At 42.8% G+C, this 13,064-nt stretch carries 28 protein-coding genes (1 of these 28 running past the window's edge); all 28 read right to left on the reverse strand.

Annotation, left to right across the window (positions count from 1 at the left end; all coding sequences use genetic code 11):
- Tightly spaced (at most 24 nt apart), the 28 genes in view from ABFW99_RS04885 to rpsJ form a layout consistent with a single transcriptional unit that may run on beyond the window.
- Positions 1 to 17 carry the beginning of a DNA-directed RNA polymerase subunit alpha gene (locus tag ABFW99_RS04885; RefSeq protein ID WP_290967116.1) on the reverse strand. 955 nt of this gene lie to the left of the window's left edge, so 17 of the gene's 972 nt are visible here — the first part of the coding sequence; its start codon is at positions 15 to 17; its stop codon lies off the left edge, out of view.
- A gap of 23 nt (positions 18 to 40) precedes the next feature.
- Complete coding sequence (rpsD, locus tag ABFW99_RS04890) at positions 41 to 646, reverse strand: 30S ribosomal protein S4 (protein ID WP_349355701.1); 606 nt, start codon at positions 644 to 646, stop codon at positions 41 to 43.
- Positions 647 to 664: 18 nt separating this feature from the next.
- Positions 665 to 1,072: a 30S ribosomal protein S11 gene (gene rpsK, locus ABFW99_RS04895; RefSeq protein WP_255133359.1), complete on the reverse strand. Its 408-nt coding sequence runs from the start codon at positions 1,070 to 1,072 to the stop codon at positions 665 to 667.
- A gap of 20 nt (positions 1,073 to 1,092) precedes the next feature.
- The gene (rpsM, locus tag ABFW99_RS04900) at positions 1,093 to 1,470 is read right to left on the reverse strand and encodes a 30S ribosomal protein S13 (protein ID WP_349355700.1); all 378 of its coding nucleotides are present in this window, start codon (positions 1,468 to 1,470) and stop codon (positions 1,093 to 1,095) included.
- Positions 1,471 to 1,490: 20 nt separating this feature from the next.
- Positions 1,491 to 1,607: a 50S ribosomal protein L36 gene (rpmJ, locus tag ABFW99_RS04905; protein ID WP_071594720.1), complete on the reverse strand. Its 117-nt coding sequence runs from the start codon at positions 1,605 to 1,607 to the stop codon at positions 1,491 to 1,493.
- A 10-nt stretch (positions 1,608 to 1,617) separates the two neighbouring features.
- Positions 1,618 to 1,836, reverse strand: a complete 219-nt coding sequence (gene infA / locus ABFW99_RS04910; RefSeq protein WP_020404818.1) for a translation initiation factor IF-1 — start codon at positions 1,834 to 1,836, stop codon at positions 1,618 to 1,620.
- Entirely contained in the window at positions 1,829 to 2,641 is an 813-nt protein-coding gene (map, locus tag ABFW99_RS04915; protein WP_349355699.1) for a type I methionyl aminopeptidase, read from the reverse strand. Before map ends, infA begins: the two co-directional genes overlap by 8 nt.
- Positions 2,642 to 3,955, reverse strand: coding sequence for a preprotein translocase subunit SecY (gene secY / locus ABFW99_RS04920; protein WP_349355698.1), 1,314 nt, complete (start codon positions 3,953 to 3,955; stop codon positions 2,642 to 2,644).
- 21 nt (positions 3,956 to 3,976) lie between these two features.
- Positions 3,977 to 4,426 (reverse strand): 50S ribosomal protein L15, encoded by a 450-nt coding sequence (rplO, locus tag ABFW99_RS04925; RefSeq protein WP_349355697.1) that lies wholly within the window; start codon positions 4,424 to 4,426, stop codon positions 3,977 to 3,979.
- An 18-nt stretch (positions 4,427 to 4,444) separates the two neighbouring features.
- Positions 4,445 to 4,969, reverse strand: coding sequence for a 30S ribosomal protein S5 (rpsE, locus tag ABFW99_RS04930; RefSeq protein WP_349355696.1), 525 nt, complete (start codon positions 4,967 to 4,969; stop codon positions 4,445 to 4,447).
- A gap of 17 nt (positions 4,970 to 4,986) precedes the next feature.
- Entirely contained in the window at positions 4,987 to 5,325 is a 339-nt protein-coding gene (rplR, locus tag ABFW99_RS04935) for a 50S ribosomal protein L18 (RefSeq protein WP_349355695.1), read from the reverse strand.
- An 11-nt stretch (positions 5,326 to 5,336) separates the two neighbouring features.
- Positions 5,337 to 5,891: a 50S ribosomal protein L6 gene (gene rplF / locus ABFW99_RS04940; RefSeq protein WP_349355694.1), complete on the reverse strand. Its 555-nt coding sequence runs from the start codon at positions 5,889 to 5,891 to the stop codon at positions 5,337 to 5,339.
- A gap of 17 nt (positions 5,892 to 5,908) precedes the next feature.
- Complete coding sequence (gene rpsH / locus ABFW99_RS04945; RefSeq protein WP_349355693.1) at positions 5,909 to 6,301, reverse strand: 30S ribosomal protein S8; 393 nt, start codon at positions 6,299 to 6,301, stop codon at positions 5,909 to 5,911.
- A gap of 17 nt (positions 6,302 to 6,318) precedes the next feature.
- Positions 6,319 to 6,588 (reverse strand): 30S ribosomal protein S14, encoded by a 270-nt coding sequence (gene rpsN / locus ABFW99_RS04950; RefSeq protein ID WP_255133382.1) that lies wholly within the window; start codon positions 6,586 to 6,588, stop codon positions 6,319 to 6,321.
- A gap of 13 nt (positions 6,589 to 6,601) precedes the next feature.
- A complete protein-coding gene (gene rplE, locus ABFW99_RS04955; RefSeq protein ID WP_349355692.1) occupies positions 6,602 to 7,153 on the reverse strand; it encodes a 50S ribosomal protein L5 in 552 nt (183 codons plus the stop codon).
- A gap of 15 nt (positions 7,154 to 7,168) precedes the next feature.
- The gene (gene rplX / locus ABFW99_RS04960; protein ID WP_255133386.1) at positions 7,169 to 7,522 is read right to left on the reverse strand and encodes a 50S ribosomal protein L24; all 354 of its coding nucleotides are present in this window, start codon (positions 7,520 to 7,522) and stop codon (positions 7,169 to 7,171) included.
- A gap of 15 nt (positions 7,523 to 7,537) precedes the next feature.
- The gene (gene rplN / locus ABFW99_RS04965) at positions 7,538 to 7,906 is read right to left on the reverse strand and encodes a 50S ribosomal protein L14 (RefSeq protein WP_349355691.1); all 369 of its coding nucleotides are present in this window, start codon (positions 7,904 to 7,906) and stop codon (positions 7,538 to 7,540) included.
- A 24-nt stretch (positions 7,907 to 7,930) separates the two neighbouring features.
- Positions 7,931 to 8,194, reverse strand: coding sequence for a 30S ribosomal protein S17 (gene rpsQ, locus ABFW99_RS04970; RefSeq protein WP_349355690.1), 264 nt, complete (start codon positions 8,192 to 8,194; stop codon positions 7,931 to 7,933).
- Positions 8,195 to 8,210: 16 nt separating this feature from the next.
- On the reverse strand, positions 8,211 to 8,408 hold the full coding sequence (gene rpmC, locus ABFW99_RS04975) for a 50S ribosomal protein L29 (protein ID WP_255133391.1): 198 nt from the start codon (positions 8,406 to 8,408) through the stop codon (positions 8,211 to 8,213).
- A gap of 1 nt (position 8,409) precedes the next feature.
- Positions 8,410 to 8,832 carry a 50S ribosomal protein L16 gene (rplP, locus tag ABFW99_RS04980; RefSeq protein WP_255133393.1) on the reverse strand — a complete coding sequence of 141 codons (423 nt, stop codon included), beginning with the start codon at positions 8,830 to 8,832 and terminating at the stop codon, positions 8,410 to 8,412.
- A gap of 9 nt (positions 8,833 to 8,841) precedes the next feature.
- Positions 8,842 to 9,597, reverse strand: a complete 756-nt coding sequence (rpsC, locus tag ABFW99_RS04985; protein WP_349355689.1) for a 30S ribosomal protein S3 — start codon at positions 9,595 to 9,597, stop codon at positions 8,842 to 8,844.
- Between the two features lie 12 nt (positions 9,598 to 9,609).
- Positions 9,610 to 9,987 carry a 50S ribosomal protein L22 gene (rplV, locus tag ABFW99_RS04990; RefSeq protein ID WP_255133397.1) on the reverse strand — a complete coding sequence of 126 codons (378 nt, stop codon included), beginning with the start codon at positions 9,985 to 9,987 and terminating at the stop codon, positions 9,610 to 9,612.
- A gap of 18 nt (positions 9,988 to 10,005) precedes the next feature.
- Complete coding sequence (gene rpsS / locus ABFW99_RS04995; RefSeq protein WP_349355688.1) at positions 10,006 to 10,278, reverse strand: 30S ribosomal protein S19; 273 nt, start codon at positions 10,276 to 10,278, stop codon at positions 10,006 to 10,008.
- 10 nt (positions 10,279 to 10,288) lie between these two features.
- On the reverse strand, positions 10,289 to 11,122 hold the full coding sequence (rplB, locus tag ABFW99_RS05000; protein ID WP_349355687.1) for a 50S ribosomal protein L2: 834 nt from the start codon (positions 11,120 to 11,122) through the stop codon (positions 10,289 to 10,291).
- Between the two features lie 13 nt (positions 11,123 to 11,135).
- Complete coding sequence (gene rplW, locus ABFW99_RS05005; protein ID WP_255133402.1) at positions 11,136 to 11,423, reverse strand: 50S ribosomal protein L23; 288 nt, start codon at positions 11,421 to 11,423, stop codon at positions 11,136 to 11,138.
- Complete coding sequence (gene rplD / locus ABFW99_RS05010) at positions 11,420 to 12,070, reverse strand: 50S ribosomal protein L4 (protein ID WP_349355686.1); 651 nt, start codon at positions 12,068 to 12,070, stop codon at positions 11,420 to 11,422. Before rplD ends, rplW begins: the two co-directional genes overlap by 4 nt.
- 2 nt (positions 12,071 to 12,072) lie before the next feature.
- Positions 12,073 to 12,714, reverse strand: coding sequence for a 50S ribosomal protein L3 (gene rplC, locus ABFW99_RS05015; protein ID WP_421773607.1), 642 nt, complete (start codon positions 12,712 to 12,714; stop codon positions 12,073 to 12,075).
- Between the two features lie 17 nt (positions 12,715 to 12,731).
- A complete protein-coding gene (gene rpsJ / locus ABFW99_RS05020; RefSeq protein WP_018128596.1) occupies positions 12,732 to 13,043 on the reverse strand; it encodes a 30S ribosomal protein S10 in 312 nt (103 codons plus the stop codon).
- Positions 13,044 to 13,064: the final 21 nt, after the last annotated feature.

Consider the following 13,064-nt stretch of genomic DNA (forward strand, 5'->3'; position numbering starts at 1 on the left):
ATGCTATAGTTGCTCATAATAGATCTTAAAATTTTTAAAATTACTTAGAGTAAAGCTCAACAATAAGCTGAACATTAATATTCTCAGGTATTTCTTCCATGGTAGGAACATAAAGCATCTTACCTGATCTTGACTTCGGATCTGTTTCAACCCACTTGTATTTATTTCTCGAGGATCCATCCAGGGAGTCTTCAATAATCTCAAGATTTCTTGACTTCGGACGAATAGAAACAACGTCTCCCGGACTCATCTCGTATGACGGAATATTAACTATTCCACCGTTCACAACAACGTGCTTGTGAGTAACCAGCTGTCGAGCCTGACGGCGTGTTCTGGCAAATCCCATTCTGAAAACAGTATTATCCAAACGACTTTCCAAGGCTTGCAGCAGGTTTTCACCGGCTACACCACTTTTAGCAGAAGCCGCTTTAAATAAATTACGGAATTGCTTTTCGAGCAACCCATACGTGTATTTTGCTTTCTGCTTTTCTTCGAGCTGGATGGCGTACTCAGACTTTCTGTTAAATCTGGAACGACCATGCTCACCTGGTCCGTATGGTTTACGCTCTAAAGCTTTACTTGGCCCAAAGATTGGCTCTTTGAATCGTCTGGCTTTCTTTTGTTTTGGTCCTCTATATCTTGCCATTATACAGTCTTCTTACTATTAAACTCTTCTTCGTTTTGGTGGCCGGCATCCATTATGTGGAAGCGGTGTGCGGTCTTTGATGGAAGTAACTTCCAATCCGGAACTTGCCATTCCACGAACCGCAGCTTCTCGACCTGAACCAGGTCCTTTTACAAATACTTCCACTTTGCGCAGACCCATTTCGTGTGCGGTCTTAGCAGCTGTTTCAGCACTTAACTGAGCGGCATAAGGGGTGTTTTTTCTGGATCCCTTAAAACCTTCTTTTCCGGCAGATGACCACGAAACTACGTTCCCATCAGCGTCGGTTATGGTTACGATCACATTATTGAAAGTAGCTTTAACAAAAGCCATTCCGTTAGGATCGCTAAGTTGTTTTTTCTTTTTACGCTTTGCAGCTAAAGATGCTTTTGGTTTGTTTTTAGCCATGGGTTATCTCAATTTCAATATTATTTGGCAACCTTCTTCTTACCGGCAACCGTTTTCTTCTTACCTTTTCGAGTACGGGCGTTGGTTTGCGTACGCTGGCCTCTTACCGGTAAACCGCGACGGTGACGAACACCCCGGTAGCTACCGATTTCGATCAGGCGACGAATATCGCCATTTACTTCGCTGCGAAGCGCACCTTCAACTTTGTACTCCTCGTCAATGAGTGTACGAAGTGCACTTACTTGCTCATCTGTCCAGTCCTGAACATTGACATCCTTATCGATGTCCAATCGTTCAAGAATTTCAGCTGCTTTAGAGCGGCCGATTCCATAAATGTAAGTAAGGCTGATTATGCCTCTTTTCTGTTTTGGTAAATCTATTCCAGCAATACGTGCCATATAAATACTCGGTTATTCTATTAGCCCTGACGCTGCTTATGGCGTGGGTTCTTCTTGTTAATCACGTAAAGACGGCCTTTACGTCGTACAATTTTGTCGTCTGAACTTCTTTTCTTAACTGATGAACGTGTCTTCATGACAACCTCTTTATTTGTATCTGTAAGTTATTCTTCCTTTAGATAAATCATAGGGCGACATTTCTACTGCCACTCTATCTCCCGGGAGAATTTTAATGTAATACATCCGCATTTTACCTGATACGTGAGCCAATATCTCATGCCCATTATCTAACTCAACGCGAAATTGTGCGTTAGGTAATGCTTCTATTATTTCTCCATCTTGTTTTATCGGCTCTTGTTTAGCCATAATACAATATGTTATTTTCGTTTTTATCCGAGAGCTCAGCAATATAATCAAAAGTACTGAGAATTTCAGCCTTGTCTTCACGAATTACAATGTCGTGTTCGTAATGAGCGGCTAAACTCCCGTCGGCTGTAACTACTGTCCAGCCATCGTTCAATGTTTTCGTTTTCCAAGAACCCATGGTAATCATTGGTTCCACAGCGAGTGTCATTCCAGACCGGAGTCGCTCGCCTTTTCCTTTCTTTCCAAAGTTAGGCACAGATGGATCTTCATGCATTGCTTTTCCAATACCGTGCCCTACTAATTCTCTGACTACTCCGTAGCCTTCATTTTCACAGTGGGTTTGTATGGCGTTTGCCAGGTCGCCCATTCTATTTCCATGAACAGCTTGCTCAATCCCTTTGTAAAGAGATTCTAGAGTAGTTCTCAATAATTTCAAAGTCTCATCATCACACTCGCCAACTGCAAATGTATAAGCATGGTCACCAAAGTAACCATTCTTCTCAACTCCACAATCAACGGAAACGATATCACCTTCTTTCAATTCCCTTTCACCCGGTATTCCGTGAACAACTTCTTCATTAATCGAAATACAAAGTGTTGCCGGAAATTCGCTTCCTTTTGGGCCATATCCTTTAAAAGCAGGACGCCCTTTTTCTTTAGCGATATACTCTTCGGCAATTCTGTCGAGCTTTCCTGTTGTAACGCCCGGCTCAATATGTTTTCCAACTTCAGCCAGTGTTCTTGAGACAATCAATGCACTTTCGCGCATCTTCTCAATTTCGGATTCACTCTTCAGGTAAATCATTTATGCTCTTCGCCGGCCTTTAATTCTACCTGTTTTCATAAAGCCATCGTAATGACGCATCATTAGGTGGCTTTCAATCTGTTGAAGTGTATCCAAAGCAACCCCAACGATAATTAACAAACTGGTTCCTCCGTAAAAAAGAGCGAAGCCAGGTGTAACTCCAAACAGCCCTACTGCAATAGCCGGGAGGATAGCTACAAAAGATAGAAACAAAGAACCCGGAAGGGTAATCTTAGTCAAAATATTGTCAATGAACTCAACGGTTTGTTTACCCGGACGAACACCTGGAATAAAACCACCTTGTCGTTTCATGGTATCGGCCATTTCCTTAGGATTGATGGCGATAGCTGTATAGAAAAACGTAAAGAATACACATACAAAGAAAAATACAATCGAATATGTGAGTCCTGTAAAATCAACCGACCATTGGGTCAAAAACTGTACGGTCTGGTTCTCCGGAAAGAAAGAACCAATCGTACTTGGAATAAACATGATAGACTGCGCAAAGATAATCGGCATTACACCTGCAGCATTAACTCGGAGTGGTAAGTATTGTGTTGTACCACCATATACTTTTCGCCCAACTACTCGTTTTGCATACTGAACGGGAATTTTACGGGTTCCCTGGGTCAGCATTACAACGGCAGCTATTACCAATATTAATGCAGCTACTTCGATGATAACCAGGATTGCATTCGCTTTGGTTGTAACTTCGTTATAAAAGTTTGCAGGAAGTGCGGCTATAATACCGATCATGATAATCAGAGAAATACCGTTACCGATTCCTCTTTCACTAATTCTCTCTCCCAGCCACATTACGAAAACCGTACCGGCTGTCAACACAATCATTGATGTAATAACAAAGAAAAACTCGTTTACTACAATAGCTTGCGGGGCTGTCGACATCAGGTTGATGGAAAAACCAATAGCCTGAACAAGCGTAATACCTACCGTGCCGTATCGTGTCAGCCGGGTAATCTTACGCCGCCCTTCTTCTCCTTCGCGTTGCAGCTTCTGGAAATAAGGAACAACAGCTCCCATCAACTGAATGATAATAGCAGCGGTGATATAAGGCATAATTCCAAGAGCAAATACACCGGCTCTTGAAAAAGCACCTCCCACAAATAAATCAAATAAGCCCAACAAACTACTGGCAGCATTGCCTGTATTGTTGATCAACTGATTTGCATCTACACCGGGCAGTGTAATGTAACTACCAACACGGTAGATCATTAAGATTCCAACCGTATAAAGAATACGATTCTTAAGATCTTCAATTTTAAATATGTTGCGGAAGTTTTCTATCAGACTCATTCGCCGTCTACACTATAAGTTTTACACCAAAGTTAATGATCCACCAGCTGCTTCTACCTTTTCACTGGCAGACTTACTTGCGGCATGTACTTCAATTTCAATTTTATGTTCTAGTTCACCACGTCCGAGAAGTTTAACTTTTTCTCCTTCGCTAGCCAAACCGGAATTGATTAATTCATCCAGCGTAATTGTTTTGTTCAGCTTTCCGGCTTCAATAAACTCGCTAACCGTGTGTACATTAATTACACGGTATTCTTTGCGGTTTATATTAGTGAAACCAAATTTTGGCAAACGTCGCTGAAGGGGCATTTGACCACCTTCGAACCAGGCACGTTGCTTGTGACCAGAACGAGATTTCTGTCCGTTATGTCCACGGCCAGATTGCTCTCCACGTCCGGAACCTTGTCCACGTCCCACACGCTTGGTGTTTTTCTGATTTGGGATCGGTGCTTTTAAATTGCTTAAGTCCATCGTCAAATTCTTTAGATATTATCCTTCAAATACTTTGTTCAGAGAAATATCTCTTCTCTGTGCAACTTCAACAGGATCAGTCAATTCTTTCAGAGCAGTAAAAGCTGCTTTCACCATATTATGGGGATTTGAAGAACCCTGAGATTTAGATAAAATATTGTGTACACCTGCAACGTCAAGCAGAGCTTTAACAGCACCACCTGCAATTACACCCGTACCTTCAGCGGCCGGACGTAACAATACTTTTCCGGCACCTGCTTTACCAACTATAGGATGGTAAATACTTTTCGTTTTGGTTAAAGGTACGCGGATCAGGTTTTTCTTGGCATTATCAAAGCCTTTCTGGATAGCATCCGAAACTTCATTTGCTTTTCCAAGTCCATGTCCACATACACCGTCACCGTCTCCAACTACTACAATAGCGTTGAAACTAAAACGACGTCCACCCTTCACAACTTTGGCTACACGATTAACGTGAACCAATTTCTCTTCAAGGTTCAGGTTTGCAGCAGGTATAGATTGTTTTCTTCTTATTTTAGGCATTGTTTATCCCAATTCAATTAAAAGTCTAATCCACCATCGCGGGCGCCTTCAGCAGCAGCCTTCACGATGCCGTGATATTTATAACCACTTCGGTCAAATACCACTTTATTAATTCCTTTGTCCTGAGCGAGTTTTGCAATTTCAGACCCTGCTTCTTTTGCATTGTCAACACCGGTATCGGCTTTTGAGGCTGCAAGTGTTACACCGTCAAGGTCGTTTACCAATTGCAGATAGGTGTATTTATTACTTTTGAATACGCTCAATCTTGGACGCTCGGCTGTACCTTTTATGGTAGAACGGATACGTCTTCTGATCTTACTTCTTCGCTCTATTTTCTTTTGTTGTCTTTTATCCATTATTCAAACCTCTATTTAGCAGCTGATTTACCGGCTTTACGACGAACCTGCTCACCCAGATATCTGATTCCTTTACCTTTGTAGGGCTCAGGTTTTCTGAATGATCTGATTTTAGCAGAAATCTGTCCTACCAATTCTTTGTCAACTCCGGAGATAACAAGGATAGGGTTTTTACCAGACTTGGTATCCACTTCCATATCAATTCCTTCCGGTGGCACAAAGAAAATCGGGTGAGAGTAACCCAGGTTCAATTCCAATACATCGCCATTCATAGCGGCACGGAATCCAACGCCAATGATTTCTAATTTTTTAGTGTAGCCTTCCGATACACCAACCACTGCATTATTCACAAGGGAACGAAACAGACCATGAAGAGCACGGTGCTCTTTCTGGTCAGTAGCTCTTTTAATCAAAAGCTCATTTTCATTCTTTTCAATTGTAATTTCCGGGTGAATTCGGAGTGTGTTGGTTCCTTTTTCTCCTTTAAAAGTTGCGATGTTATCAGCACTAATGCTGAACTCAACTTTATCAGAAATAGGTACCGGTAAATTTCCAATTCGAGACATAGTTCAAAAACTGTTTATTAATAAATGGTGCACAAAATCTCGCCGCCTACATTAAGCTTGCGAGCTTCTTTATCGGTCATTACACCTTTTGATGTTGAAAGAATCACAATTCCCAGGCCATTTTGAGCACGCGGCACTTCATCGCCACCTTTATATACTCGTAAACCCGGCTTAGAGAGTCTTTTCATTTGTCGGATTACAGGATGTCCGTAAGAGTCATATTTCAGAAACATACGGATGATACCTTGCTTACCGTCTTCAATATCAATGTATTTCGAGATATATCCTTTATCAGCCAGAATCTTAGTCATGGCTCGCTTCAGTTTAGAAGCGGGGATATCTACTCTGCGATGCCCGGCTTGTTGGGCATTCCTAATTCGTGTTAAATAATCTGCAATAGGATCAGTCATCGATTCCTTAGTTAAATTTACCAGCTTGCTTTTCTTACGCCAGGAATCTTACCTGCAAGGGCAAGTTCACGAAACTTGATTCGTGAGATTCCATATTTACCAACATAACCACGGCTTCTGCCAGTGATACTGCATCGGTTACGAACCCGTGTAGGGCTTGCATCACGAGGCAGTTTTTGCAGGCCTTCATAGTCGCCGGCTTCTTTCAGCTTACGACGCTTTTCGGCGTACTTCTTTACAGTTTCTTTTCTTTTTTTGTTACGTGCTATCCAAGCTTTCTTAGCCATAATAGAATATCTCTTAGTTTCTCGTTTTAAATGGCATTCCAAGATGCTTAAGCAGAGCATAAGCTTCTTCGTCTGTCTCAGCAGAAGTAACAAAAGTAACGTCCATACCATGTACTTTTGAAACTTTATCAGTGTCTATTTCCGGGAAAATGGTATGCTCTTTGATACCGAGGGTATAATTTCCACGGCCATCAAAACTTTTATCCGGAACGCCCTGGAAGTCACGTGTTCTTGGCAGTGCCAAATTCACGAGTCGGTCCAGAAATTCGAACATAATGCGTTGTCGAAGGGTAACTTTACAGCCAATTGGCATCCCTTCTCGAAGCTTAAAGTTCGAAATAGACTTTTTAGCTTTGGTTGTAACCGGCTGTTGCCCGGTTATCGCAGCCACGTTATCTACAACCGTATCCAAAACTTTCTTATCGGTTATAGCGTCACCTACGCCTACGTTAATTACGATTTTTTGAAGTTTGGGTATGGCCATTGGGTTATCATACTCAAACTCTTCGCGCAATTTGTCGCGAATTTCATCTTTGTAAAGTGTATATAATCTTGCTTCAGCCATTGCTATGTATCTGCGTTATTTGTCCAGCATTTCGCCACTTGTTTTGGCGTAACGAACCCAACGGCCATTGCCGTCTTCTTCAATTCGTTTACGACCAACACGGGTAGGTTCGTCAGTAGTCGGGTCAATAACCATTACATTTGAAATGTGAATGGAACCCTCTTTTTTCAGACGTCCACCTTGTGGATTATCCTGGGTTGGCTTTTCATGATGGGTTTTCATGTTGATTCCCTCAACGAGCACACGCTCTTTCTTTGGGAATACCATCAATACACGGCCTCTTTTTCCTTTGTCGTTACCGGCGATTACTAAAACATCATCGCCTTTCTTAACGTGTAATTTCTTTTGTTTGTTGAACCTGCGTGGCATACTCTAATTCCTTTTTTAAAGTACTTCCGGTGCAAGCGACACGATTCTCATGAAGCTTTTTTCACGAAGCTCTCTGGCAACAGGGCCAAAAATACGTGTACCTACCGGTTCTTGATCTTTGTTAATGATAACCGCAGCATTTTCATCAAAACGGATGTAACTGCCATCCCGCCTGCGGTATTCTTTTCGTGTTCGTACAATAACGGCTTTTACAACGTCACCTTTTTTGACGTTTCCACCTGGTATTGCTGTTTTCACAGATGCGGAAATCAAATCACCTACACGTGCATATCGGCGGCGGGAATCTCCCAGCACTTTGATACACATCAGCTTTCTTGCGCCGCTGTTATCTGCTACATTTAATGTCGTATTAGTTTGAACCATCGCTAATTCCTAATGCTCTATTCGTTACTTAGCTTTTTCGACGATTTCTACCAATCGCCATGATTTACGCTTTGATAGCGGTCGTGTAGACATGATCTGCACGGTATCGCCAACACTGGCTTCGTTCTTCTCATCGTGCGCCATGTATTTCGTCGTTTTGGTAATATACTTTCCGTAAATGGAGTGTTTTACCTGACGATCTACTGCAACAGTGATACTTTTGTCCATGCTGTTGCTAACTACACGTCCTACTCGTTCTCGTCTTTGGGCTCTTTCTGTTTGTGCCATAATTTAAATCCTTTGCTTATTCAGCACTACTTTTTTCATTAATAATGGTCTCCAATCTGGCAACCTCTCTTCGGTGGTTTCGTAGTCTGGCCGGGTTTTCAAGCTGTCCGGTTACTGACTTCGAAAATCGAAGGTTTTGTAGTACATCACGCTCATCTTTCAAGCGAGCTTGTAATTCAGTAAGTGTCAAATCTCTTAATTCGTGCGCTTTCATCTTATCCTCCCTGGTAGTCTCGTCGAACTACGAACTTGGTTTTGATAGGTAACTTATGCGCAGCACGTCTTAAAGCTTCTTTGGCGCGTTCTTCGTTTACACCGGCAATCTCAAAGAGAATACGTCCGGGTTTTACAACCGCTACCCAATGATCCAAAGCACCTTTACCTTTACCCATTCGGGTTTCAGCCGGTTTACTTGTCATAGGGCGATCCGGGAAAATCCGGATAAACGTTTGCCCGTCACGCTGCAACGATCGTGCAATGGCGATACGGCAAGCTTCAATTTGGCGTGAAGTAATGAACTTCGGCTCAAGAGCTTTCAGTCCAAAATCACCAAAGTTAATAATGTGGCCACGTTGTGCGTTGCCTTTCAGCTTGTCGCGATGAACACGGCGTCTCTGAACTCGTTTTGGTTCTAACATCGTTTCTTATTAACTGTTTTTATTAGATCGATTTCTGTTTCTGCTGCGTCGGCGGCTTCTGCGTCCTCTGTCATCTCCGCCTTTACCCCGGCCTGAGTCAGAATCCTGACGCGTTTGAGTTCCCGGCGTCAGATCAACATCACCAATAATTTCACCTTTGAAAATCCAAACGGTAACCCCTATAGATCCATAAATGGTGTTTGAAGTAGATGATGCATAATCAATGTCGGCACGTAAAGTGTGCAGAGGAATCTGCCCTTCTTTGTACTGTTCGGTTCGGGCCATTTCAGCACCACCGAGTCGGCCGGCACAGCGAACTTTAATACCTTTGGCGCCCATTCTCATAGCTGATGCAATCGCTGTTTTCATTGCTCTACGGAATGAAACACGAGCTTGAAGCTGCTGAGCAATATTCTGAGCAACCAAACTGGCATCCAGCTCAGGGCGTTTGATTTCACTTACGTTAATCTGTACTTCTTTACTGGTGATTTTCTTGAGCTCTTCACGAAGCAATTCAATTTGCTCACCGCCTTTACCGATGATAACACCGGGGCGACTTGTGCGTAGCGTTAACAGAATTCGCTTTGGGGTACGTTCAATAATTACGTTTGAAAGACCGCCATTACGAAGTCTTGTGTGCAAATACTCGCGAAGTTTTTCGTCTTCAACGATGAGAGCCGGTTGGTTCTCTTCAGAAAACCAGTTGGAATCCCATCCGCGAATAATGCCTAATCTAAAACCAGTTGGATTTGTTTTCTGTCCCAAGGTATTGTTCGTTTATTCGTTTACACTTTCTTGATCACGCTTGGCCACTTTTACTGTAATGTGGCATGAGCGTTTGTTAATGCGATGAGCTCTACCCATCGGTGCCGGCTGAATTCTTTTCAGCGTTACGCCTTCATCAACGTAAATTTCCTTTATTACAAGGTCTTCATTATCAAAGCGCTCTTCCTGAAATTTGTCTCTCAAATTTGCAGCTGCCGACTTTATCACCTTAATCACATCTTCTGCAGATGCTTTTTTGGTGAATTCGAGTCTTTTAATCGCTTTGTCTACTTGTTCACCACGAACAGCATCCGCTACAAGGCGAACCTTGCGAGGAGCTCTCCTCAAATGCTTTTGTACTGCGCGTGCTTCTAAAACTGGAGTATCCATCTCTTAAATCCGATTAAATTATTTAGCTGCTTTTTTCAATGGATGGCCACGAAATGTTCGTGTTGGAGCAAATTCACCCAACTTATGGCCTACCATATTTTCAGTTATAAACACAGGGATAAATTGCTTACCGTTGTGAACTGCAAGAGTTAACCCCATAAAGTCTGGAGTAATCATAGAACTACGTGACCAGGTTTTGATCACTTTCTTGCTTCCACTTTCATTAGCTTCATCGATTTTACGCTGAAGCTTGTAGTAAACAAAAGGCCCTTTTTTCAGTGAGCGTGGCATACGTTCTTAGTTATTTTTTCTTGGTTTTTCTTCTTCTTACGATGTACTTAGAAGACAACTTGTTTCTGTTTCTTGTCTTCTTACCCTTGGCGGATTGTCCCCATGGCGAACGCGGGTGTCCACCTGAAGCTTTTCCTTCACCACCACCCATTGGGTGATCAACAGGGTTCATAGCAACACCACGAGTTTGTGGTCTTCTGCCTTTCCATCTGCTTCTACCAGCTTTGGCAATAGTTGTATTCATATGATCCGGGTTGCTGGTGTTTCCTACGGTTGCGTAGCAACTGCCCAGGATCAACCGAACTTCTCCGGATGGAAGCTTCACACTTACATAACGGTCTTGCTTACCCAGTAGCTGTGCACTTGTACCGGCGCTTCTACAGAGTGTACCACCCTGCCCGGGCTTCAACTCAATATTGTGGATAAAGGTACCCGGAGGCATCTTCATCATTGGCAATGCATTACCTAAATCAGGAGCTGCATTTTCGCCGGCTACAATAGTGTCTCCAACTTTCAGTTTGTTCGGTGCAAGAATGTATCGACGCTCACCATCGGCATAAGCTACCAGTGCAATTCGAGCTGATCGGTTTGGATCGTACTCAATAGTTTGAACCGTGGCAGGCACATCATGTTTGTTACGCTTGAAATCGATTATACGATAGCGTCGTTTGTGCCCTCCGCCTCTGTGGCGAGAAGTGATACGTCCGTGTCTGTTTCGTCCACCGGAAGAATGTTTTCCAGCTAATAAAGCCTTCAATGGCTTATCAGTTGTAATTTCGTCGAATACAGGAGCAATCCTGTGTCGAGTTCCCGGTGTAATTGGTTTTAATTTCTTAGTAGGCATTATTCTCTAATCCTTAAATTTCAGCAAAGAAATCAATTTCGCCTTCTTTGACCGTTACAATGGCTTTTTTCCAGACCTTAGTTCGGCCTCCCTGGTAACCGCTTCGTGTATATCTTCCCTTCGGTTTCGAAGGCATAATTGCGGTGTTTACCTTAGCCACTTTTACTCCCGGATAAGTAGCTTCAACAGCTTGCTTGATCTCGGGTTTAGTTGCATTCGTAGCAACTTCAAAAGTATACTTTCCAGCTTCCTGAAGCCGACTTAACTTTTCTGTAATTACAGGTCGTTTGATAATACTCATGCTGCAGCCTCTTCAGTTTTTCCTTCAATACTGTTTTCAAGTTTGGCAACCGCGCTTTCCTGAATAACAATTACATCAGCATTCATAATTTGGTATGTATTAGGCTTGTAGCCTTCCAATACCAGAACGCCGGGAATATTGCGGGCAGACTTGTAAACAATCATATCTGTTTCGCTTGTCAATATCAGGGCTTTTTTACCGGCAGCTTCAAAGGCAGCTAACATATCTGCTATCTGAGAAGTCTTCGGTTCATCAAATGAAAAATCCTGTACAACAATAATTCCTTCGTTCGCAGCTTTTAGAGACAAAGCAGACTTACGCGCCAGTTGACGAGTCTTCTTGTTCATCTTGAAGCTGTAATCACGGGGTTTAGGGCCAAAAACAGTTCCACCTTTACGAAGCAGTGGGGATTTGATATCTCCACGACGGGCATTACCTGTTCCTTTCTGGCGGTACATTTTCTTAGTACTACCGGTTACTTCGCTTCGCTCTTTAGTTTTTGCAGTACCCTGACGCTTGTTGGCCATATGTCGCCGAACGTCTTCATAAAGAACCGTTTCGTTAGGCTCGATGGCAAAAATAGCGTCGCTGAGTTCAGCCTTCTTGCTGCTTTTCTTTCCGTCTATTTTATATATATCTAATTTCATGACTAGTTGTTAACAGACGCTTTGTTATGAATTTCTACGTATCCGCCTTTTGGTCCGGGAATTGAGCCTGTCACTAAAACAACATTCGAATCTTCCAGAATCTTTGCAATGCTCAGATTTTTAATCTTTACACGCTCGTTTCCTGACTGACCGGCCATACGCATCCCTTTGAATACCCGGGATGGATCAGAAGCATTACCGATAGCACCGGGTGCTCTTAATCGGTTGTGTTGCCCGTGAGTTGCATCACCAACACCACTAAAATTGTGGCGCTTGATAACACCGGTAAATCCACGGCCTTTTGAGTTGGCTACCACATCAACAGTATCGCCTACAGCGAATACATCACTAATGTTGAGTTCGTCTCCAACGTCAAGTCCTTCAGGTATAAAATCTCTGAACTCAACAACTTTGTACTTAGTGGAGACGCCGGCTTTATCAAAATGACCTTTAACGGCTTTGCTTACGTTTTTCTCTTTTTTGTCAAAAGCAGCTAACTGAACAGCTTTGTAGCCATCCGTCTCTTCTGTTTTGATCTGGGTAATAGCACAAGGTTCAATTTCAATAACGGTAACGGGAATATTTCGCCCCACGTTATCAAACACGCTTGTCATCCCAACTTTTTTTCCTATCAAACCACTCATCGTGTTCGGGTCCTTTTCTAAACTTTAATTTCTACATCAACGCCGGAAGGTAATTCCAGCTTCATCAGCGCATCAACGGTTTGTGATCCGGTTGACAAAATATCGATCAGGCGCTTGTGAGATCTGTACTCAAATTGCTCCCTGGATTTTTTATCAACAAACACGGATTTGTTTACCGTGATGATGCTTTTACGGGTGGGTAGCGGGATGGGCCCCGAAACTACCGCACCAGTAGATTTCACAGTCTGAATTATCTTTTCAGCTGATTTGTCGATCAGGTTATGATCGTATGACTTCAATTTGATCCTGATTTTTTGTTGTGTTGCCACGATCAGATCCTTAGTCTAAGA

This window comes from Gracilimonas sp. BCB1 (assembly GCF_040117685.2).
Classification (GTDB): Bacteria; Bacteroidota; Rhodothermia; order Balneolales; family Balneolaceae; genus Gracilimonas.

Excerpts from the sequence above, each read along its gene's own strand:
- rpmC (WP_255133391.1), bottom strand. The coding sequence starts at position 8,408 with ATGAAAGCGCACGAATTAAGAGATTTGACACTTACTGAATTACAAGCT.
- rpsD (WP_349355701.1), bottom strand. The coding sequence starts at position 646 with ATGGCAAGATATAGAGGACCAAAACAAAAGAAAGCCAGACGATTCAAA.
- rplR (WP_349355695.1), bottom strand. The coding sequence starts at position 5,325 with ATGGATAAAAGACAACAAAAGAAAATAGAGCGAAGAAGTAAGATCAGA.
- rpsE (WP_349355696.1), bottom strand. The coding sequence starts at position 4,969 with ATGCCTAAAATAAGAAGAAAACAATCTATACCTGCTGCAAACCTGAAC.
- rplC (WP_421773607.1), bottom strand. The coding sequence starts at position 12,714 with ATGAGTGGTTTGATAGGAAAAAAAGTTGGGATGACAAGCGTGTTTGAT.
- rplV (WP_255133397.1), bottom strand. The coding sequence starts at position 9,987 with ATGGATACTCCAGTTTTAGAAGCACGCGCAGTACAAAAGCATTTGAGG.
- rpsH (WP_349355693.1), bottom strand. The coding sequence starts at position 6,301 with ATGACTGATCCTATTGCAGATTATTTAACACGAATTAGGAATGCCCAA.
- rplW (WP_255133402.1), bottom strand. The coding sequence starts at position 11,423 with ATGAGTATTATCAAACGACCTGTAATTACAGAAAAGTTAAGTCGGCTT.
- rplO (WP_349355697.1), bottom strand. The coding sequence starts at position 4,426 with ATGGACTTAAGCAATTTAAAAGCACCGATCCCAAATCAGAAAAACACC.
- rplP (WP_255133393.1), bottom strand. The coding sequence starts at position 8,832 with ATGTTAGAACCAAAACGAGTTCAGAGACGCCGTGTTCATCGCGACAAG.
- rplD (WP_349355686.1), bottom strand. The coding sequence starts at position 12,070 with ATGAAATTAGATATATATAAAATAGACGGAAAGAAAAGCAGCAAGAAG.
- rplX (WP_255133386.1), bottom strand. The coding sequence starts at position 7,522 with ATGCCACGCAGGTTCAACAAACAAAAGAAATTACACGTTAAGAAAGGC.
- rplF (WP_349355694.1), bottom strand. The coding sequence starts at position 5,891 with ATGTCTCGAATTGGAAATTTACCGGTACCTATTTCTGATAAAGTTGAG.
- infA (WP_020404818.1), bottom strand. The coding sequence starts at position 1,836 with ATGGCTAAACAAGAGCCGATAAAACAAGATGGAGAAATAATAGAAGCA.
- rplE (WP_349355692.1), bottom strand. The coding sequence starts at position 7,153 with ATGGCTGAAGCAAGATTATATACACTTTACAAAGATGAAATTCGCGAC.
- rpmJ (WP_071594720.1), bottom strand. The coding sequence starts at position 1,607 with ATGAAGACACGTTCATCAGTTAAGAAAAGAAGTTCAGACGACAAAATT.
- rpsK (WP_255133359.1), bottom strand. The coding sequence starts at position 1,072 with ATGGCTAAAAACAAACCAAAAGCATCTTTAGCTGCAAAGCGTAAAAAG.
- rpsN (WP_255133382.1), bottom strand. The coding sequence starts at position 6,588 with ATGGCTAAGAAAGCTTGGATAGCACGTAACAAAAAAAGAAAAGAAACT.
- rpsM (WP_349355700.1), bottom strand. The coding sequence starts at position 1,470 with ATGGCACGTATTGCTGGAATAGATTTACCAAAACAGAAAAGAGGCATA.
- rpsS (WP_349355688.1), bottom strand. The coding sequence starts at position 10,278 with ATGCCACGCTCACTGAAAAAAGGGCCTTTTGTTTACTACAAGCTTCAG.
- map (WP_349355699.1), bottom strand. The coding sequence starts at position 2,641 with ATGATTTACCTGAAGAGTGAATCCGAAATTGAGAAGATGCGCGAAAGT.
- rplB (WP_349355687.1), bottom strand. The coding sequence starts at position 11,122 with ATGCCTACTAAGAAATTAAAACCAATTACACCGGGAACTCGACACAGG.
- rpsQ (WP_349355690.1), bottom strand. The coding sequence starts at position 8,194 with ATGGCACAAACAGAAAGAGCCCAAAGACGAGAACGAGTAGGACGTGTA.
- secY (WP_349355698.1), bottom strand. The coding sequence starts at position 3,955 with ATGAGTCTGATAGAAAACTTCCGCAACATATTTAAAATTGAAGATCTT.
- rplN (WP_349355691.1), bottom strand. The coding sequence starts at position 7,906 with ATGGTTCAAACTAATACGACATTAAATGTAGCAGATAACAGCGGCGCA.